The 18,075-nt window shown below is 53.4% G+C and carries 19 protein-coding genes; 7 read left to right on the forward strand and 12 right to left on the reverse strand.

The features are described 5' to 3' along the window. Positions 1–4: 4 nt before the first annotated feature. The 4 genes from H5P27_RS13340 to H5P27_RS13355 all read right to left on the reverse strand — a co-directional run bounded on the left by H5P27_RS13340 (position 5) and on the right by H5P27_RS13355 (position 3,426). Complete coding sequence (locus tag H5P27_RS13340; RefSeq protein ID WP_185660896.1) at positions 5–550, reverse strand: hypothetical protein; 546 nt, start codon at positions 548–550, stop codon at positions 5–7. A gap of 19 nt (positions 551–569) precedes the next feature. Next, positions 570–1,931: a tRNA (N6-isopentenyl adenosine(37)-C2)-methylthiotransferase MiaB gene (gene miaB, locus H5P27_RS13345; RefSeq protein WP_185660897.1), complete on the reverse strand. Its 1,362-nt coding sequence runs from the start codon at positions 1,929–1,931 to the stop codon at positions 570–572. A gap of 104 nt (positions 1,932–2,035) precedes the next feature. Then, a complete protein-coding gene (locus H5P27_RS13350; protein WP_185660898.1) occupies positions 2,036–2,194 on the reverse strand; it encodes a hypothetical protein in 159 nt (52 codons plus the stop codon). Between the two features lie 101 nt (positions 2,195–2,295). Beyond that, positions 2,296–3,426, reverse strand: coding sequence for a hypothetical protein (locus H5P27_RS13355; protein WP_185660899.1), 1,131 nt, complete (start codon positions 3,424–3,426; stop codon positions 2,296–2,298). 119 nt (positions 3,427–3,545) lie between these two features. Between H5P27_RS13355 and cmoA the strand changes: the two genes are divergently transcribed. The 3 genes from cmoA to cmoB are packed head-to-tail and all read left to right on the forward strand — an operon-like array spanning position 3,546 to position 6,296. After that, the gene (cmoA, locus tag H5P27_RS13360) at positions 3,546–4,280 is read left to right on the forward strand and encodes a carboxy-S-adenosyl-L-methionine synthase CmoA (RefSeq protein ID WP_185660900.1); all 735 of its coding nucleotides are present in this window, start codon (positions 3,546–3,548) and stop codon (positions 4,278–4,280) included. 50 nt (positions 4,281–4,330) lie between these two features. Continuing rightward, positions 4,331–5,284: a phosphorylase family protein gene (locus H5P27_RS13365; protein ID WP_185660901.1), complete on the forward strand. Its 954-nt coding sequence runs from the start codon at positions 4,331–4,333 to the stop codon at positions 5,282–5,284. A gap of 22 nt (positions 5,285–5,306) precedes the next feature. Continuing rightward, a complete protein-coding gene (cmoB, locus tag H5P27_RS13370; protein ID WP_185660902.1) occupies positions 5,307–6,296 on the forward strand; it encodes a tRNA 5-methoxyuridine(34)/uridine 5-oxyacetic acid(34) synthase CmoB in 990 nt (329 codons plus the stop codon). A gap of 8 nt (positions 6,297–6,304) precedes the next feature. Here the strand turns inward: cmoB and H5P27_RS13375 are convergent, their stop codons facing one another. The 3 genes from H5P27_RS13375 to H5P27_RS13385 all read right to left on the reverse strand — a co-directional run bounded on the left by H5P27_RS13375 (position 6,305) and on the right by H5P27_RS13385 (position 9,356). Further along, positions 6,305–6,976: a DUF998 domain-containing protein gene (locus H5P27_RS13375; protein ID WP_185660903.1), complete on the reverse strand. Its 672-nt coding sequence runs from the start codon at positions 6,974–6,976 to the stop codon at positions 6,305–6,307. Then, on the reverse strand, positions 6,973–8,268 hold the full coding sequence (locus H5P27_RS13380; RefSeq protein ID WP_185660904.1) for an MFS transporter: 1,296 nt from the start codon (positions 8,266–8,268) through the stop codon (positions 6,973–6,975). Before H5P27_RS13380 ends, H5P27_RS13375 begins: the two co-directional genes overlap by 4 nt. Positions 8,269–8,339: 71 nt before the next feature. Next, positions 8,340–9,356: an NAD(P)H-dependent glycerol-3-phosphate dehydrogenase gene (locus H5P27_RS13385; RefSeq protein WP_185660905.1), complete on the reverse strand. Its 1,017-nt coding sequence runs from the start codon at positions 9,354–9,356 to the stop codon at positions 8,340–8,342. Between the two features lie 185 nt (positions 9,357–9,541). On the opposite strand from H5P27_RS13385, the gene H5P27_RS13390 reads away from it, so the two are divergent. Beyond that, positions 9,542–9,805 (forward strand): hypothetical protein, encoded by a 264-nt coding sequence (locus H5P27_RS13390; protein ID WP_185660906.1) that lies wholly within the window; start codon positions 9,542–9,544, stop codon positions 9,803–9,805. Between the two features lie 17 nt (positions 9,806–9,822). Here the strand turns inward: H5P27_RS13390 and H5P27_RS13395 are convergent, their stop codons facing one another. From H5P27_RS13395 to H5P27_RS13410, 4 genes are all read right to left on the reverse strand, one after another. Then, on the reverse strand, positions 9,823–10,263 hold the full coding sequence (locus tag H5P27_RS13395; protein ID WP_185660907.1) for a hypothetical protein: 441 nt from the start codon (positions 10,261–10,263) through the stop codon (positions 9,823–9,825). A gap of 142 nt (positions 10,264–10,405) precedes the next feature. Next, complete coding sequence (locus H5P27_RS13400; RefSeq protein WP_185660908.1) at positions 10,406–11,170, reverse strand: succinate dehydrogenase/fumarate reductase iron-sulfur subunit; 765 nt, start codon at positions 11,168–11,170, stop codon at positions 10,406–10,408. 30 nt (positions 11,171–11,200) lie between these two features. Beyond that, positions 11,201–13,117, reverse strand: coding sequence for a fumarate reductase/succinate dehydrogenase flavoprotein subunit (locus H5P27_RS13405; RefSeq protein WP_185660909.1), 1,917 nt, complete (start codon positions 13,115–13,117; stop codon positions 11,201–11,203). A 12-nt stretch (positions 13,118–13,129) separates the two neighbouring features. Then, positions 13,130–13,903, reverse strand: a complete 774-nt coding sequence (locus H5P27_RS13410) for a succinate dehydrogenase cytochrome b subunit (protein WP_185660910.1) — start codon at positions 13,901–13,903, stop codon at positions 13,130–13,132. A 297-nt stretch (positions 13,904–14,200) separates the two neighbouring features. On the opposite strand from H5P27_RS13410, the gene H5P27_RS13415 reads away from it, so the two are divergent. From H5P27_RS13415 to H5P27_RS13425, 3 genes are read left to right on the forward strand one after another with little or no spacing between them, the layout of a single operon-like run. Next, on the forward strand, positions 14,201–15,880 hold the full coding sequence (locus H5P27_RS13415) for a PAS domain-containing sensor histidine kinase (protein ID WP_185660911.1): 1,680 nt from the start codon (positions 14,201–14,203) through the stop codon (positions 15,878–15,880). Further along, positions 15,877–16,287, forward strand: coding sequence for a response regulator (locus H5P27_RS13420; RefSeq protein WP_221774708.1), 411 nt, complete (start codon positions 15,877–15,879; stop codon positions 16,285–16,287). The genes H5P27_RS13415 and H5P27_RS13420 overlap by 4 nt, the downstream gene beginning before the upstream one ends. Continuing rightward, complete coding sequence (locus H5P27_RS13425) at positions 16,280–17,485, forward strand: hybrid sensor histidine kinase/response regulator (RefSeq protein WP_185660912.1); 1,206 nt, start codon at positions 16,280–16,282, stop codon at positions 17,483–17,485. Before H5P27_RS13420 ends, H5P27_RS13425 begins: the two co-directional genes overlap by 8 nt. On the opposite strand, the gene H5P27_RS13430 is transcribed toward H5P27_RS13425, so the two are convergent. Continuing rightward, complete coding sequence (locus H5P27_RS13430) at positions 17,466–18,071, reverse strand: NUDIX hydrolase (protein WP_185660913.1); 606 nt, start codon at positions 18,069–18,071, stop codon at positions 17,466–17,468. The genes H5P27_RS13425 and H5P27_RS13430 overlap by 20 nt on opposite strands. Positions 18,072–18,075 lie beyond the last annotated feature (4 nt).

Consider the following 18,075-nt stretch of genomic DNA (forward strand, 5'->3'; position numbering starts at 1 on the left):
GGAGCTAAAACGTAAATGCGATCAGGCAAAGAATCAGACCATAAACAGCAATCCCGCCTGATACGTTTTTGGCCTTAGATTCCTTCGAAAATAGCCAAGTGAAGAAATCTCGAACCCGGTACGGGGCATAGGCAAAATACAGGGAAAGCGCGATACCGATATAGACCGGCGTTACGAGGAGCAATCGAAGCGGTTCGTCATACCTCATCCAAGCGCTTTCCAGCAATGCGTCGGCAAAAAACAAATACAAGATAGACGATGCCCTGACTGAGAGGAAATCTGCAGCATATTTAAAGCTGAGCACGCCAAGTAAGCCAAATCCTACCAAGATGAACTGCTTGTAGTCGCCGTAATCGGTGGGGCCCAAATTCCAGACTTTCCAAGCCGTCCAAACCATCGCGACAATCATCAACACCTTGCCAGCCTGTTCCGAACGGGGAAATCCGCGAGCGAGCGCCGACGCGGAGCTGTATTTCATTAGGACACTGCCGCCAAAGGCGAGCAGCATGAGCCCGAATAGAAGGGTCGAAAGAGTGAGGCTTAGTTCCACGGTGCGTTCGAAGAAAGGATTAGGCGTCTACTCCCGCAAGCACCAAGTCGCCATAGACGGTGCTGGCCGTAGCTCGGTTGATCTTCAAGTCGACCAGTTGACCCTTCAGGCGCTCGCTGCCATCGAAAATCGCATTCCGATAACCTCGTGTCTTGCCAACCAGTTTATCGCCCTTTTTGGCAGGACCTTCGACCAATACCTGCTCCGTCGTCCCCACTAGGCTCTCATTGCGGGCTAGTGAACTCTTGTGTAGCATATCGAGCAGGACTTGATTTCGACGCTCCTTCTCCTCTTGAGGAATCTGGTCGGGCATCGTTTCCGCAGGTGTTCCGGTTCGGATACTGTACTTGAAGATGTAAGCCATGTCGTAGGCAATTTCATCGAAGAAGGCCGCCGATTCGGCGAAGTCCGCTTCCGTCTCGCCTGGGAAACCAACAATGATGTCGGTTGAAAAATACATGCTCGGCACCACCGCCCGCAGGGAATCCACGATCTCACGGTAACGCTCTTTCGTGTAAGGCCTATTCATAGCCCGCAGCGTCTTGTTACAGCCCGCTTGCAAGGGCAGGTGGACGTACTCGCACAACTTGGAAAGATCCCGATAGGCTTCCACCAAATCTTGCTTGAATCCACGCGGATGAGGTGAAGTGAAACGGATGCGCTCGATCCCCTTCACGTCTTGGATGCGCTCCAACAGCTGGACGAAGGGGGACTTGCCACCCACCACCGGAAAATCACGACGGCCGTAGCTGGTCACGATCTGACCGAGCAAAGTGATCTCCTTTACACCACTTTCCGCCAAACCAGTCACTTCATCGACAATCTCTTCGATGGGACGGGCCCGTTCGCGGCCACGGGTCTTGGGCACGATGCAGAAGGCACAATTCATGTTGCAGCCCTGCATGATGGAGACAAAGGCGCTCACCTGACCCGCTTTGCCGATGTGGTCGCGAATCGTGTTTTGCGAACCCGCTTCCTCTGCAAGGTCCACAATCGAGCTTGGACGTGGGCCTTGTCCATTCATGCTCTGGATCAAGTTGTCCAAATGGTCCGGCACGCGGTGAAATTTCTGCGTCCCCACCACCAAATCGAGATCCGGCAAACGATCGACCAATGAGGATCCGTGGTTTTGAGCCATGCAACCCATCACCCCGAGGACGAAATTGGGATTTTCGACCTTACGCTTCTTCAAGTAGCCAGCCTTGCCTATCGCCTTTTGCTCCGCTTGGTCGCGCACGCTGCAAGTGTTGAGCAACACGACGTCCGCATCGTGTTCAGTATCAACGATGCTGTACCCGCGATCGCGCAAGGACGAGGCGACTTGCTCGCTGTCCCGTTCGTTCATCTGGCAGCCGTAGGTCTTGATGTATACGCGATTCATGGTGAAAAAGAACCAAGACGCCATAGAGGCCCGACGCCTTAGGTCAATCCTAGAGAGACCGGCCAACAGACTCTAGGTTCACGACTACGACCGGAACTATTCGGCTATTCTTGCGAGACGGGCGGTTTGTACGGCTCCGAACGGGGCGGCTTTCCCTGGTTTGCATTGATCACCTGCTGCACCGCGAAAGCGATGCCACTCGCCAGCAAGACGCTGCCCAAAACCATAGCGACCACCAACTTACCGTTCTTCTTGTTAGCCATAAAGCAGGGATTCAGGGGACGGACGCACCTAAGACAATCGAAATCCGCCCCGGCGCTAGACAAGCGTGCGCTGAATCGGGGCAGGAAGACATCGACTCGCTTTAGCTTTCTCCTTCTACTTCGGACAATCGACGTGTCGCAGCGGACGCTGCATCGATATTCCCTGCCTCGGTTACGACTCGCCACAGAGCGAGTGCTTCCTCGCGTTTGCCTTGAGCGAGAAAAGCTTCCCCTCGCGCCACATCGGCCCATATCGCCCAATCTTCGAGTCGCTCGTACTCCTCGGCCAGCTCATCTACACGAAGGGCCGTATCCAAAGTGATCTCAAACTCTTGAGTGCCCAGGGAACTCCAAAGCAAGCTTTCGAGGGACTGTTTTTTTACAGCTGGAAATCCATCGATACGCTCATCTTCTAAAACGCTGAAGGCCAAATCCCGCGCCGCTTCATGGCGACTTAAGCCCCGCTCCAATTCCGCCAGCTTGGTCCGGAAACGGAGATTTCCGGGAAAGCGCTGCACCAGCCGAGCCGCTTCATCGCGAGCTGCCAAGCGGTCATCCGCCAATTCCATCCAAATATCCGACAAGTAATAACCTGCATCGACCGTGCAAAAGAGCCCATAATCCCGAGCTTCCTGCATGTAGCGGATCCCGAGATCCCAATCCCCCTTGAACCGCATCAAAAACGCCAGCGGCTTGAGGTAACCTGGCGTGCGCGACATATAGCAGTTGTGCATACCGAGCGGTAGTTTGGCATCCTGGTAATCTGGATATTCGGCCACCAGCCGCCTCATCGTTTTGAGACTAGAACGAGACTTCCAAAAAGCCGACCACCAGCGGTGGTGGTCCACGTAATAGATGACCTGCATCAGCTCGACCATCGCCACCGCAAAACGGGCGTCCGGATCGTCTTCGTTTTCATCCAAATACGATTCCGCCTTTTCGAGGGCCTTCTCTGCGCGGGCCTCAAACGCCTCCATCAAGTCCTCATCCCATTCCTGATAGTTCTGCATCCAATAGAGAAAACCGGCTTCCACAATTCCGGAAACAGGCGACTCAGGATACTTCGCAGCCATTCCCTTTACGAGGGCTTCCGTTTGCGGATCCAAATTATAGCCAAGAGCCACCAACTCATCGATTTCCTCCCGGGGAACGCCGAGGAAATCCTCCCCATTCGCCAATGAAAAGCTAGCGAGAGATAAGCTGAACCAAAATAGGCAAAGGCGAGTGAGCATGTTGGGGGGAAGATTAGGATTCACCACACTTTGTCCAGCTCGCCGATAAACAGTTCCGCAGTTGCCAGTGCGGAGTGAGCTTGTCTCCGCAACCGCCTGCTTCCAAGTTTGCTGCAAACATGGCCAAGCCAAAAAAAGATCAAGTGTACGCCGACCCTCAGGCCCAAATCGACTCCTTCGTCTTCGACGAGCGAGTGGCCGACGTGTTCGACGACATGATTCGCCGCTCCGTACCTGGTTACGCAATGACACTTTCGAATCTCGGCATCATCGCCCAACACTACGCCAAGCCGGGATCTATCATCTACGACTTGGGTTGCTCTCTCGGGGCCGGCATGCACGCCATGGGGTCAAGCCTCGCAACTTCGGGCGTCACCTTTCGCGGTATCGACAATTCAGACGCGATGTTGCGACGCTGCCGGGAAAACATGGCCGATATCAGCCAGAAGCACACGGTGGAGCTTATCTGCCAGGATATTCAAGACACCGTCATCGAAAACGCTTCCATCGTGGCCCTTAACTTCACGCTACAATTCATCCCCAAGGAAGAGCGACTCGACCTTCTCACTCGCATCCGCGAGGGCCTTCTCCCGGGCGGCATCCTCGTGCTATCCGAGAAGATCCTTTTCGACGACCCGCAAATTCAAGCCGACCTCACTACCCTGCACCACGACTTCAAGCGGGCAAACGGATACAGCGATCTCGAAATCGCCCAAAAACGAGCCGCCATCGAAAACGTCCTGATCCCAGAAACGATTGGCGACCACGAAAAACGCCTCGCCGCAGCTGGTTTCTCCCGCGACGAAATTTGGCTGCAATGCTTCAATTTTGCCTCCTTCCTCGCATTCAAATAATCGAATATGCATAAACTCCTCCGTGGCACGAGCAGTGCTGGCCGGCGGCCATGTTCAAATCACTCGTCCTCATTCTCATGACTACACTCGCCTCTAGCTCACTATTCGGACAGGCCCCCGAGCCACCCAATGGGGAAAAGGTATATATCGCCGTCGTCGGCGGCACTACCTTCGGCACTCCGCTTGAATTCGCAGAAGGCCTCGCTGAAGACGAAGGTTCCTTCTCCTTCGAGACCAAAGCTGGCCCGAGCCCGGTTATCTACCGAAAGCGCTACAAAGGCACTCCCTTCTACTACATCCCCATCTACGGCCTGATGGATAAGACCGCCGGAGAGTCGGACGACATGTACCATGTCCGCACCTGGACTTCGCTCTACGAACTGGGTGTCACACACGCCATCGGCGGAGCCACTTCCGGAGGCATCGACCCGGAGCTCGACTTCGACGACATCGTTTTCATCGACGACTTCATCGAATGGCGGGCCGAACGTCCCAACGACGTACTCGCCGCATCGGGCCACAGCCGCCCGGGGATTTTTCCGAACTTCGAAATTCCCCTCAGCCCTTCCGTTCGCTCCATCCTCATCGACGAAGCGAAAAAGCAAAAGGCTGCCAATGGCTACGAGGGCAAGCTTCGCGAAACCGGCACCTTCGTTCAATTCGCTCCGGGCCGCTTCGAAAGCCCAGCAGAAATCAAGGCGATGCGTAAACTGGGCGGCGAACTGACCAGCATGAACCAAGCGACCTGCATCATCTACGCTCGCCAATTCGGTATCCGCTACGGCTCCATTTGCTCCATTTCCAACCCTGCCGTGGGCGTTCGCCCTTTCACCTTCGAGCAAATGCAGACCAGCGTGCAAAATATCGCCGCCTTCGCTATTCCCGTCGTTTTGGAAACCATTTCTCGTATTCCAGAGGAAGCCATGGACCCAGAGCCAAGCAGTACTGGCGATCCTTTCGAAGGAAATTATCTCGACCCGGACGGCGAAACCACCGACGTCTAGGCGTCTTCCAAAACCCTTTCGCGTGTCGCCACTCTCCACCTACGAAAAGCTTTACGAACTCCTCGCCGATACCGACCTCGAGCCTTGGATCGAAAAACTGCAGGCCAGCGTTTCGCCTGCAATCCTGGAATCGAACAACGGCCACCTGGACAAGTGGCTCGGCGCTATCGAAGAACTTCCGCAGGTGGGGCCGCTCCCGCCACACGATTTAGAGAAATCCTCCGCTATCCAGATCGGCCAGGCCCAAGATCTGGATACAGACCAACACGCTGCCCTCCCCGGGACTCTGCATAACTTCCGCCCGTGGCGCAAAGGTCCTTTCGACTTCTTCGGTACTCATATCGATACGGAGTGGCGATCCAATTTGAAATGGGATCGGCTCTTGGATGGGATATCGGACCTGAAAGACAGACTCGTCCTCGATATCGGATGCGGCAGCGGATACCACTGCTGGAGAATGGCAGGAGCGGGCGCGAAATTGGCCTTAGGCACGGACCCCTTTCTACTCTACGTTATGCAGTACCTCGCGGTGCGAAAGTACCTGCAAGAGCCTCCGGTCTGGGTTCTGCCCTTCGGTATCGAGGGACTTCCCCCCGCCCTTCCCGCCTTTGATACAGTATTCAGTATGGGGATACTCTACCACCGGAGATCTCCCTTCGATCACTTGTATGAGTTAAGGAACTACCTCCGCCCCGGAGGGGAGCTCGTCCTCGAAACCATCATCGTCGACGGTCCCGCGGGCTACTCTCTCGTGCCGGACCAGTACTACGCCAAGATGAAAAACGTCTGGTTCATCCCAACAGTGGAAACCTTGGTGCAATGGGTTACGCGCTGTCGCTACCGCGACATAAAGATTATCGACGTATCCACCACCACCTTCGAGGAACAACGCAGTACCGAGTGGATGATCTTCGAATCCCTGAAAGATTTCCTCGATCCGAACGACCCAACAAAAACCATCGAAGGCTACCCCGCCCCCAAACGAGCCGTCCTTACTGCTAAAGCTCCGTGACCAGCAAGTCAGGCTCGCTGCGGTTTCTGCCTTAACAATAAACCGAGGCTAATCCACAGCGAAACAGCAGCCAGCCATTGCCAAAAGGCAAAGCTGTACCAAACGGGAATACCCATGGTACGCCACTCTGTGTCGACCCAGCCCAAATCCCGCTGATCGAAGTAAAGAGCTAGCTGGCTCAATCCAATTGCCATGAGCGGCAGCACAACCCAAAGAGCCGACCAACGGGATAAATTCGATCGACCAGTCCGCGAGAGCGTCAGCCCCAGAATGCCGATGAAGAGAGAAAGAAAGCAAAACAAGGCCAAGATCTCGTGGGCCTTATGAACCACATCCGATATATGGTAAACAAACAGACGCTCTAGACCCACCAGCACACCAAAAAAGATTCCGCCTAAAATCACCCGCGAAAACCAAACCTCTCGCCGTTTGCCTTCCTTTGATTCCCGCAAAAAGAGAAACCCAACCGGAAATAGGCACGCCATCCCCAGCGCGAGCCCTCCGGCAAACCAATGCCCACCCTCGGGATTGTGCTTTTGCGAAGCGAGGGCCGACATCACTTCATAAGCCCAATCGAACCCTCCTGGATACGCTCTGGCGCCCAGGTAGCCACCCGCCACGACAAACAAAACGGAGAGCCAATACCAAGCCCAAGTCTTTTGCGTTCTTTCCCTACTCACTCCTTATCCAACGAAGCAACCGACTCCTCGCCTGAAACTTCACGCGTTTTCAGCAAGAAGATTATCATCCCCACGACCATAAGGGCAGGGATAACCGCCATGCCCGCCCGCTGCGAATCGTAGATCGCCACCATTTGGCCATAGAGCAGTGGACCAAGAAAAGCGGTCGCCTTGCCGGAAAAGGCAAAGAAGCCGAAAAACTCGTTGGCCTTCTCTTCCGGAGTCAAGCGGCTCAGGTAAGCGCGGCTCGCCGATTGGTTAGGACCGAGGAACAATCCGATCACCACGCAGCAAACCCAAAAGGCAGCCTTGCTGGTTATGAACAAGGCTACCGAAGTCGAGCCAACCAAGGCCACGAGGGAAATGACAATTGTAATACGGCTGCCAATACGATCTTCAATAAAACTGAAAAGTAGCGATCCGACCCCGGAGCATACATTCAAAGCGATTCCAAAAATCATCAGATCTTGAAATGTGAACCCAAAAACGACCGTGGCGTAGATCCCGCCAAACGAGAAAATGGCGACCAACCCATCGTTATAGAACAGGCGGGCGATCAGCATCCAGAAGAGCTGGCGATACTCTCTCAAGTGGTGGAATGTATCCGCCATGCGCCCGAAGGATTGACGAGCCACCACTAAAAAGCCCTCCGGATGCCGCTTAGGCCTCCGCTCCTTCACCCAGAAGAGAAGTGGAATACTGAATACGAGGAACCAAACTGCTACCAGCACGTTAGTAGCCCGTACATTTTGCCCACCCTCTCGAGAGAGTCCAAACCACGGATCACCACCCTCCGGCAGGAAACCGACCAATGCTATGAGCAGGCAAATAAGCCCGCCTGCGTAACCGAGCGCGAACGCTTGGCCCGAAACTTTCCCATGTTCCTCCTTCTTGGCGATCTCGGGAAGAAAGGCGTTATTGAATACGATCGAAAGTTCCGTCGCAACGAGTGAAAGGCTAAACAAGGTCAACGCTAGGTACACATCTCCTTTTCCAGGCAAATAGAGGGCAGCGGTGCTTAAAACGGCGAGAACGACCGAAATTGCTAGAAAACGCTTTTTCCATCCGAACGCATCCGCCGCCGCTCCAAGCATGGGAGACAAGATGGCAATGAGTATCGAAGCGATGGCTACAGTGTTCCCCCATAGCGTCGTGCCTTCCGACTCACTTGGAGCGATGGACAGGGTAAAGTAAGTATTGAATACAAATGTCAGGACCAGAGTTCCAAATGCCGAATTGGCAAAATCGAAACAAGCCCAAGACCAAACACGCTTGCGGTACGAAACAGACACTCCCAATTCGCTAGCGACTCACCAGAAAATTGCGAGACCGCAAGGAGTGCCAAACGCGCAACGACCGACCGCTACTCTTTTTTCAGATCGCGGGTCATTAAGTCGTTGAGAGCCTGCATAGGCGGCTTCGACTCGTAGCAAATCTGGTAGACCTGTTCGAGAATAGGCGCCTCTATCGAGCGACTAGAACAGGCAAGATGGAAAGCCTTTGCAGTGCGATACCCCTCAACCGCGGTCTTCTGGTTGCTGATGATTTCAGCGGCAGAACTGCCCTTGGCGATCTCCTCCCCAAACGTTCGGTTACGGCTCCACTCGCCATGGCAAGTCGCCACCAAGTCGCCAAACCCGCTTAGGCCATAGAACGTTTCCAGGCTTGCCCCTAGGTCCAGACCGACGCGTACCATCTCCGCCACCGCTCGGGTAAGCAAAGAAGCGAGGGCATTATCGCCGAGCCCTAGTCCCTGACAACAGCCAGCCGCGATGGCGTAAACATTCTTCATGCAACCACCCAGCTCCACACCCTGCAGATCGGAACTTGCGTACACTCGAAGGTTCGGGCCGCTGATCGCGTTCTGGAGCGCTTGAACCTGGATTCCGCAATCATCGCCAAACGCTAAGGTCATAGCCGTCGGCTTCCCTTGAGCCACTTCGCCAGCAAAAGTGGGACCAGACAGGCAACCCACGATCGAAGCCGGAAGCTCTTCTTTAATAATCCCACAAGGCGTCTTGCCAGAGCTGACTTCGAGACCTTTAGCAAGACTAACGAGCAATGCATCCGATTTTAGGATACCAGACTCGAGCTGGGCGATACGGGCGCACCAGTCCCGCAATGCGTAGGAAGGGGCTCCAAGAAAAATAACATCCGCGTCCCCCAGGGCTTCATCTAAGTCCGAAGAAACCTTAAGCCCGGAGCCAAAGGCATGCCCGGGCAGATAATCAGTGTTTTCACGTTCACGGCTCATCTGAGTCGCCTGTTCAGGGCGACGCGCAACCAAGGTGGTCGACATGCCTTGCCGCTCGCAGTGCAGAGCCATGGCTGTACCCCATGCTCCCGCTCCGCAGACTGTGATATTGAGGGGTTTGCTCATTTCGTATCCGTTTTTAGGAGAGATATCTTCGATAGCAATAGCGAGTTAAGGGGGACCTCTTTTCCATAAATCCGTAAAACTTCAAAAAAACCCGATTCTTTTATTCAAAATTTAGATTTACGCTGAACACTTTTGACAATTAGACGTCTGTCATAACTAAGGCGTAAAACGCGAAGAAGGTACTCATGCTGAACTACTTGAAAACACTGCTACGAAGCTCCCCCGTTAAGGAGGATGCAATGCTACGTCGGAGAGCCGACGGAGACGGAGTGAAAAACGTTCAGTTCGCCAGCTTCCTTCGCCAAAGCGGTTTCCGCAAACGTAGTCTGGACCGTCATGACAAAACCAAAAAGCTGAAGCGCTCGATCGCTTTCGTAGCAATTTGGGGATTCCTCATCGCCTGTACTTGGATCGCTTTCGAGAGCGTCGAAGCCCTCGAGCTTTTCTAGCCGGCTAGTCCGCTCCCCTAGTCGAGTCGCTCTAGTACATCTCGCTGAACCTTCCAAGCGACGAGTACACCATCGACAATCAAAAACAGGGTCTCCTCTACCGTCCTAGTGGTCGCAGGTGTATAGACAGCATCCGTGATTGTCATCGGAACGCCGCCAATATCCATACCAGGCGTTTCCACCGTGCCCGAGACCACCATTTGCACGTTTTCATCGACCTTGCGATAGACCCAGATTTCAGTACCTTCCACTTCAGGAGACGCAGGTCGAATCTCGAAAGGCTCCCCTAGAACAGACAAGAGATCGGAAGCCTCCATACCCTTGGTGATCACGACCGGCTCCTCTACGCTCTTTCCCGCCGCCCCGGAAGCTCCCGTGGTGTCGCAAGCTGCCATTACAAAGCTCAGACCGATAAGAAATACCGCCGCGGCCAGGCGAGAGATGCGTTCAATTTTCATGGATACAAGGCGAGTCGAACCAAACCCGTTGGGTACAACACCATGAAACTGGATCTCCCTTCGAAATTGCTGAGCGAGAAAAACAAAAAGGCGACTCCACCGTGGAGTCGCCTTCGAAAAGCTTAGCTTAGGGTTCGAACGATCAGAGCGGTTTCGCCTTGAATGCGTTGCGAACTGTAGCGCCCATGAAGTCGCGGTTGAGCTTGGCGATGAACTCCTCGGAGATCAGCTTAGGACAAGCGGCCGAACATTCGTACTGGTTAGTACAGTTGCCGAATCCAGCCTCATCCATCGCAGCAACCATGTTGAGGACGCGCTTGTCCTTCTCTGGTTGGCCTTGAGGAAGTAGGTTGAGCTGACCTGCCTTCGCAGAGACGAACAGCATGGCAGAGGCATTCTTACAAGCCGCCACACACGCACCACAGCCAACACAAGCCGCTGCATCCATCGCGAGGTCCGCGATCTCCTTGGCGATCGGAATCGCATTCGCATCCTGACATGCCCCAGTACGAACACTGACGAAACCGCCAGCCTGCTGGATCTTGTCGAACGCAGAACGGTCCGTGATCAAGTCCTTCTGGACCGGAAATGCCTTAGCTCGGAATGGCTCAACTGTGATAGTGTCCCCATCCTTAAAACTGCGCATGTAGGTTTGGCAGGTTGTAACACCTGTCTCCGGACCATGTGGCTTACCGTCGATCATGCAGTTACAAGTACCGCAAATACCTTCGCGACAATCGTGAGCGTAAGCGATCGGGTTGCCGCCATCCTCGATGATGCCCTCATTGACGACATCCATCATCTCGAGGAAGGACATATTCGGATTTACGTTGTCAGCCTCGTATTCTTCGAAGCCGCCTTGCGCGTCAGCGTTCTCTTGGCGCCAGACTTTTAGTTTAACTTTCATTACAATAGCTTCCTATTAATGGGCTGAAGATTACTTGTAGCTGCGGGTAGCCATCTTGACTGACTCGTATTCGAGCGCCTCACGGTGCCTGGTCGGCTCCGCATCGACACCCTTAAATTCCCAAGCCGCTACGTGATTGAAGTTTTCGTCATCGCGAAGAGCTTCACCATCATCGGTCTGGTGCTCCTCACGGAAGTGACCGCCACAAGACTCTTCGCGAGCCAAGGCGTCGCGACACATCAGTTCGCCAAGTTCGAGGAAGTCCGCTACGCGGCCCGCCACTTCAAGCGACTGATTGAGGCTGTTGGCAGTACCGGGAACGCGTACATCGGCGTGGAACTCTTCGCGGAGTTCTGGGATGAGCTTGAGGGCTTTTTCCAGACCTTCCTTGTTGCGAGCCATACCGCAGTATTCCCACATGATCTTGCCCAAACGCTTGTGGAAGCTGCGAACGGTTTGCTTTCCGTTGTTGTCGAGCAGCTTCTGCGTGCGGCTGATGACGTCTTGTTCGGCTTCGACGAATTCAGGAGCATCGATCGAAGGAGCTTCCGTTCTTGGAACGTCCGCCAAGTAGTGAGGAATCGTATACGGAAGAACGAAGTAACCATCGGCCAATCCTTGCATGAGAGCGGAAGCTCCGAGGCGGTTCGCGCCGTGGTCGGAGAAGTTCGCTTCACCCATGACGAAGAGGCCTGGGACGTTGCTCATCAAATTGTAGTCAACCCAGAGGCCGCCCATCGTATAGTGGACCGCAGGGAAGATACGCATCGGAACTTCGTACGCGCTTTCGTCAGTGATTTCCTTGTAGATATCGAAGAGGTTTCCATAACGGGCACGGATCGTGTCTTCGCCCAAACGCTTGATGGCATCCGAGAAGTCGAGGTAAACACCAAGACCAGTTTCGCCGACGCCGCGTCCATCGTCACAAGCTTCCTTCGCGGCGCGGGAGGAAATGTCACGTGGAGCGAGGTTACCAAAACTTGGATACTTGCGCTCTAGATAATAGTCGCGCTCGTCTTCAGGGATCTGAGAGGCAGGACGCTTATCGCCTTGCTTCTTAGGAGCCCAGATACGACCGTCGTTACGAAGCGATTCCGACATCAGAGTCAACTTCGACTGATTGTCTCCAGAAACTGGGATACAAGTCGGGTGGATCTGAGTGTAACAAGGATTCGCGAAGGTTGCTCCCTTCTTGTACGCTCTCCAAGCGGCAGTCGCATTGGAGTTTTGAGCATTGGTCGAGAGGTAGAAGACGTTACCGTAACCACCAGTACCGAGTACCACGGCATGAGCAGAGTGACGCTCGATCTTGCCTGTAATAGTATTGCGAGTGATGATGCCCTTGGCTTCGCCGTTGATCTTGACCAACTCCAGCATTTCCTGGTCGTTGTACATCGTGACGTTGCCGGCAGCGATCTGGCAGTTCAGTGCTGAGTAAGCTCCGAGCAGAAGCTGCTGCCCCGTTTGGCCGCGAGCGTAGAAGGTACGAGAGACCTGAGCTCCACCGAAAGAGCGGTTGTCCAAAAGGCCGCCGTATTCGCGAGCGAAAGGTACACCCTGAGCGACACATTGGTCGATGATGCTAGCGCTAACTTGGGCGAGACGATAAACGTTCGCTTCACGAGCGCGGAAGTCACCTCCCTTGATCGTGTCGTAGAAAAGGCGATACACGCTGTCACCGTCGTTCTGGTAGTTCTTGGCAGCGTTGATACCGCCTTGAGCTGCGATCGAGTGGGCGCGACGCGGGCTGTCGTGGAAAGTGAAGCACTTTACCCGGTAGCCGAGTTCGCCAAGGGTCGCCGCCGCCGAAGCTCCAGCCAAACCGGAACCGACGATGATGATCTCGTACTTCCGCTTGTTGGCGGGATTGACGAGCTTGCCCTCCATTATGTGTTTCTCCCACTTCTTTTCGAGCGGGCCGGATGGTATCTTAGAATCTAATTTCATCGGAGGGAAAATCTAGTTGTTAGCCACAAGATGAGTTTCACAGTCTTGGCAGTCGTCCTCGCACTCAGCCGCTAGAGCAGCTTGAACCGCAGGATTCTGAACCTTGACGTATCCAGTAAGCACTGATCCGACGATCGCCGCATTGCCGAGGAAGTAGACGATGCAGAGCAAGATCGAAATCTTGTTCAGGCAACCTCCCCAAGAGCGGGTACGAAAGCCAACCGACTGGAACATGCTGGAGATGCCGTGGCTGAGGTGGAGAGAGAGAAGCGCGATAGCTACCAAATAGAAGATCGATACCCCAACGTTTTGGAAACCGAGCACCATCATGGTGTGGACGTCTGGAACCATCTCTCCGTGCAAATCCACCATAAACAATTCAGGACCGTAAGCTGTCTTGGTCGTGAAGTGCAGGATATGGTAAACGATGAAGGCGAAAACGATCAGGCCGCTGTAACGCATGGTGCGAGAAGCGTAGGAAGCCTTGAGCGTCTTCTGGCCTGCGTAACCTTCCGGTCCGCGAGCAGCCTTGTTCTCTAGAACGAGAGCAACCGCTGACCAAATGTGGAGGCCGACCATGAGAAGCAAGAAGCCTCGGATCAGCCAGAGGGCTGGGCCTAGCGACTGCAGCAAGTGCGCGTAGGCGTTGATTTTCTCCGGCGGGGAGAAGATCTGCATATTGCCGACCAAATGGCCAAACACGAACCCGACAAGGACGAGTCCGGTGACCGCCATGATCACTTTCTTCCCCAGCGAGGTTTTGAAGAGGGCGTTGAGAATATTCATCGGTAAACTAGTCTTATTTTCACTAGGACGGATCTAAACACGGGCCGTCCTTAGCGAAGGCCGAAACGAGTAATGACTTATCTTTATTGGGTCAATTAGGAATAGAATCTAATTCCAATGCAGCCATAAAGATTAGCTGATAGTCGCGAACCTATAAGCTAAGCTTTTGACCCAGACCTCGATTCAGGTGTCTGAAGTGGTTCAGACTTAAGCGCAAAGACGAACTTGCCCTTACGGCTTGCGCGAACGACCGCATTTGCATACCCTCTTCTACAACCTGCACCTGCGAGCAAAGCCATGTCCATCCCCAAGCCTGCGACAAATGAGAACAATCCATTCCTGTGGCAGAAGGTCTTGGATACTATTCCTGACCCATTTTTCGCTCAAGATAGCGATGGCGCTATAATCGCAGCCAACGATTCGGCAGCCAAATTGTTCGGTGTCGATCGCGTCGCCCAACTAATCGGGAACTCCAGCTTTCCCTACCTAGTGCCAGAACTGAGGGCTTTAGTAGAGCGGACCGAACCCGTCGAGAGCCTTGGCGAAGCGGACTCTTCACAATCCTCAGAAATCGCAGTCCAGTTCCCAGATGGGACGAGAACCTTCGAATTCAAGCAGAACCGCCTCATCGATGACACTGGAAATATGATCGGCACGGCTACACTCGCCAAAGATATTACCAAAAATGTTGAGGACAAACTTCAGATAGAGCTGGAGCGAGAACAGCTGAAAACCCTGATCGACAATATCCCTGACCCAGTATTTTTTAAGGATACCGAAAGCCGATACCTCAACGGAAACGCCATGTTTGCCACCTGCTTGCGTGCGAACTCTATAGAAGATGTAGTAGGCAAGACAGACTTCGACTTTTTCGACTACGACTTGGCCCGATCTTTCCGTGAAGACGAAAAAAAGATCATGGAAAGCGGTGTGGGCGTCACCCAAGAAGAAATAAATATCTCCCCTGATGACAAAGTCCGGGACTACCAGACGACCAAAACCCCTATATTCGGGTCCGACTCGGACAGCCCAATCGGACTGGTAGGGATAGCTCGCGACATCACCGAGCTCAAAACTGCGCGCGAAGAACTAAGAACGCGAGCGACCGAGCTGAGTAAAACACTGGATAAACTCAAATACGCTCAAAGCCAACTTGTCCAATCAGAGAAGATGGCATCTCTGGGCGTCCTGACCGCAGGCATTGCACACGAAATAAACAACCCGATCAACTTCGTCTACGCCGGCGTCCACAGCATCGCCAAGGACTTTGAGGACGTCAGAGCTGTATTCAAAAAAACAGAACAACTACCCGAAGCCGAAAATCCGAAACTCGCCATCGAAGAGCTGGATCAGCTGAAAAAGGAAGTCGGCTTTCATGAGGCCTTCACCGCTATCGACGAAACCTTGGTTGATATAAGATTAGGAGCCAAGCGCATCACAGAAATCGTTTCCGGCTTGAGCAAATTCTCCCGTCTAGGACAAGAGTCTTGGGATGTCACTAACCTGCATGAGGACATCGAAGGCGTTCTCGTGCTCCTCAAGAATAAGACCAAAAACAACATAAGGATCGAGCGCGACTTCGACCCGAACCTGCCGGCCTTAGTGTGCTTCCCAAGCAAGCTAAACCAAGCATTGATGAATTTGATCAGCAATGCCATTGACGCCATCGATGACGGGCCGGGAAAAGGATGTATTCGAATCACCACCCAAGCCAAGGAGAAGACCGTTGTAGTCTCGATTGCTGATGATGGAATGGGTATGGAAGATAACGTAAAAGCCAAAGTCTTCGACCCTTTCTTTACTACTAAGCGCGTCGGCAAAGGGACTGGACTCGGTCTAGCGATCACATACTCGATCATCCAAGATCACGGAGGGAGAATCTCTCTTGAAAGCGAATCCGGTAAAGGGAGCGTATTCACTCTTGAAATACCTATTGAGCAAAATACAGAAGAAAGCCAGAATTCAAAACCGCTATGATGCCCCCGACATTGCGACAAACTGCGAAAGATCGCTACACCATCTTATACGTAGACGATGAACAATCGAACCTGCGTATATTTAAAAATACTTTTCGCCGAGATTTTAACATCCTCCTCGCTAGCGATCCGCACGCTGCAGTCGAAATCCTGAAAAGCAACCGAGTCGACCTGCTCATCACAGACCAGATGATGCCCGATATGTCTGGGGTCGAACTTCTCAAAGAAATAAAGGACCTATACCCGGACGTGCCGCCCAGCCGCGTCATGCTATCTGGATACGCACAGCCAGATGACATCAACCTCGCCTTCGAAGAATACAAACTGTACAAATTCCTCTCTAAGCCATGGGAGGAAAAAGTACTTAAGAGCCTGATAATTGAGGCCATCGAATCCGCCAATGGATAAGGAATTCACCATTCTCTACGTCGATGACGAGAGAGGGAATCTGAATGCTTTCAGAAACTCCTTCCGTCGCGACTATAATGTTCTTCTCGCCGACAACGCCCATGAGGGGCTGAACCTCTTCGAAAAACGGGAAATCGACCTAGTCATATCCGACCAGCGCATGCCAGGTATGACCGGTGTAGAGTTTCTAACCAAGGCACTCGAAAAGCACCCGGACCCCTGCCGCATTCTCGTCACCGCTTACTCTGACATAGATGCCGCCCAGGACGCCGTAAACCAAGCGTCCGTATTCAGGTATATTCGCAAGCCTTGGGATACCGAAAACCTGCGAAAAACTATCGAGCAAGCGCTCAGTCTCTACAAACTCAAGAGACAAAATCAGAAGCTAAGTGACGAGCTGCTGCAGAAAAACAAAGCCCTGGAAAAGGCGAACCAAGAACTCCGGGAGAGCGATCAGCTGAAATACGACTTCCTGAAAATAATCAGCCACGAAATGCGGACCCCTCTCAACGGCCTAAAAGGGGCAACTCAACTTCTCAAGATGAGCACCCAGCACAATGAGGGGTCCAGCGAGACAGAGTTCATCTCCATTCTTGAGAGTTCCAGCGAACGCCTAGAGCAGTTCATGCTGATCGCAGAGAGAATCTCCAGTTTGCGAGCCAAACTATACTCACCTCAGCTACAAGAAACGGAACTCGCCAGCCTACTCAGCTGCATAGCAGAAGAACTAGAGCCCGAACTCAAATCGATGAGCCAGGGCATCACTTATCAGCTCGAAGCGGAAAACCAAACCTTCGCAGACTTGGAGCTGATAAACATTTGCCTTCGCGAAATTCTGCTCAACGCCTCTCAGCATTCCCCCCAAGGAACGAGAATCCTAGTCGCCACTCACTCAGACCCCAATTACCTCCATCTCGAAATCAGCGACCAAGGAGAAGGCTTTTCCGAGGAAGTGTTAAAAAACGTTTTCAAGATATTCGTTAAGGGAAGGGACGACGTAAACTCCTATCGGGACCACACCCTCGGGCTGAACCTAGCCCTGACTAAACTAGTGATGGACCTACACAAAGGCGTAGCGGAAGCCTTTAACAACGCAGACGGAGGAGCGACGGTTCGCCTCTCTTTTAGGCACGATCTCGAAAGCTTGGTCGAAGGGCACGATCTGGACAACGACCGGCTCAGCGACGTCTCGCTTTGATCTTCTCCCACTCCGGATAAAACTGAAACAAGGCCGCCACCACCAGCGAGTGCCGGATCTCACCTCGATGAGCCATGGCATAGACCTCGTCGATCGGGAATAGCCTTACCTCCATCTCTTCATGCTCGTCCCAGCTTAGACTGGATCGCAGCTCAACCGCTTCCGCCCAAACAAAATGACTGTTGTTATCGAGGATGGCTGGATTGGCAGCCACGCTCCCAATGTAGTGACACGCTCGAGCGACATAACCCGTCTCTTCCTCTAGCTCTCGGGCGCCGGCCTCAACAGGGTCCTCGCCTCCATCGATTATGCCTCCAGGAATCTCCCAAGACATGTCTTCGATGCCAAAGCGATACTGCCTCACCATCACGATCTGGTAATCCGGCGTGACCGGAATCACATTAACCCAATCCCTCGTTTTGATAACGTAGAAATCTCCCTCCGAGCCGCGAACGGGGTGCCTCAAGCGACGCGAGACAAGGTCAAAAATAGGACAGCTAACTAACTCACTCTCGCTGAGGACATCCCAAGGGTGGATCTTAGTCTCGCCTCCGGCCTCGGCTTCTGCGGGTTCGAAATCGTCCATCGGA

This window comes from Pelagicoccus albus (assembly GCF_014230145.1).
Taxonomy (GTDB): domain Bacteria; phylum Verrucomicrobiota; class Verrucomicrobiia; order Opitutales; family Opitutaceae; genus Pelagicoccus; species Pelagicoccus albus.

Excerpts from the sequence above, each read along its gene's own strand:
- H5P27_RS13425 (WP_185660912.1), top strand. The coding sequence starts at position 16,280 with ATGGATAAGGAATTCACCATTCTCTACGTCGATGACGAGAGAGGGAAT.
- miaB (WP_185660897.1), bottom strand. The coding sequence starts at position 1,931 with ATGAATCGCGTATACATCAAGACCTACGGCTGCCAGATGAACGAACGG.
- H5P27_RS13355 (WP_185660899.1), bottom strand. The coding sequence starts at position 3,426 with ATGCTCACTCGCCTTTGCCTATTTTGGTTCAGCTTATCTCTCGCTAGC.
- H5P27_RS13395 (WP_185660907.1), bottom strand. The coding sequence starts at position 10,263 with ATGAAAATTGAACGCATCTCTCGCCTGGCCGCGGCGGTATTTCTTATC.
- H5P27_RS13405 (WP_185660909.1), bottom strand. The coding sequence starts at position 13,117 with ATGAAATTAGATTCTAAGATACCATCCGGCCCGCTCGAAAAGAAGTGG.
- H5P27_RS13365 (WP_185660901.1), top strand. The coding sequence starts at position 4,331 with ATGTTCAAATCACTCGTCCTCATTCTCATGACTACACTCGCCTCTAGC.
- H5P27_RS13420 (WP_221774708.1), top strand. The coding sequence starts at position 15,877 with ATGATGCCCCCGACATTGCGACAAACTGCGAAAGATCGCTACACCATC.
- H5P27_RS13410 (WP_185660910.1), bottom strand. The coding sequence starts at position 13,903 with ATGAATATTCTCAACGCCCTCTTCAAAACCTCGCTGGGGAAGAAAGTG.
- cmoA (WP_185660900.1), top strand. The coding sequence starts at position 3,546 with ATGGCCAAGCCAAAAAAAGATCAAGTGTACGCCGACCCTCAGGCCCAA.
- H5P27_RS13400 (WP_185660908.1), bottom strand. The coding sequence starts at position 11,170 with ATGAAAGTTAAACTAAAAGTCTGGCGCCAAGAGAACGCTGACGCGCAA.
- H5P27_RS13390 (WP_185660906.1), top strand. The coding sequence starts at position 9,542 with ATGCTGAACTACTTGAAAACACTGCTACGAAGCTCCCCCGTTAAGGAG.
- H5P27_RS13430 (WP_185660913.1), bottom strand. The coding sequence starts at position 18,071 with ATGGACGATTTCGAACCCGCAGAAGCCGAGGCCGGAGGCGAGACTAAG.
- H5P27_RS13385 (WP_185660905.1), bottom strand. The coding sequence starts at position 9,356 with ATGAGCAAACCCCTCAATATCACAGTCTGCGGAGCGGGAGCATGGGGT.
- H5P27_RS13350 (WP_185660898.1), bottom strand. The coding sequence starts at position 2,194 with ATGGCTAACAAGAAGAACGGTAAGTTGGTGGTCGCTATGGTTTTGGGC.
- H5P27_RS13415 (WP_185660911.1), top strand. The coding sequence starts at position 14,201 with ATGTCCATCCCCAAGCCTGCGACAAATGAGAACAATCCATTCCTGTGG.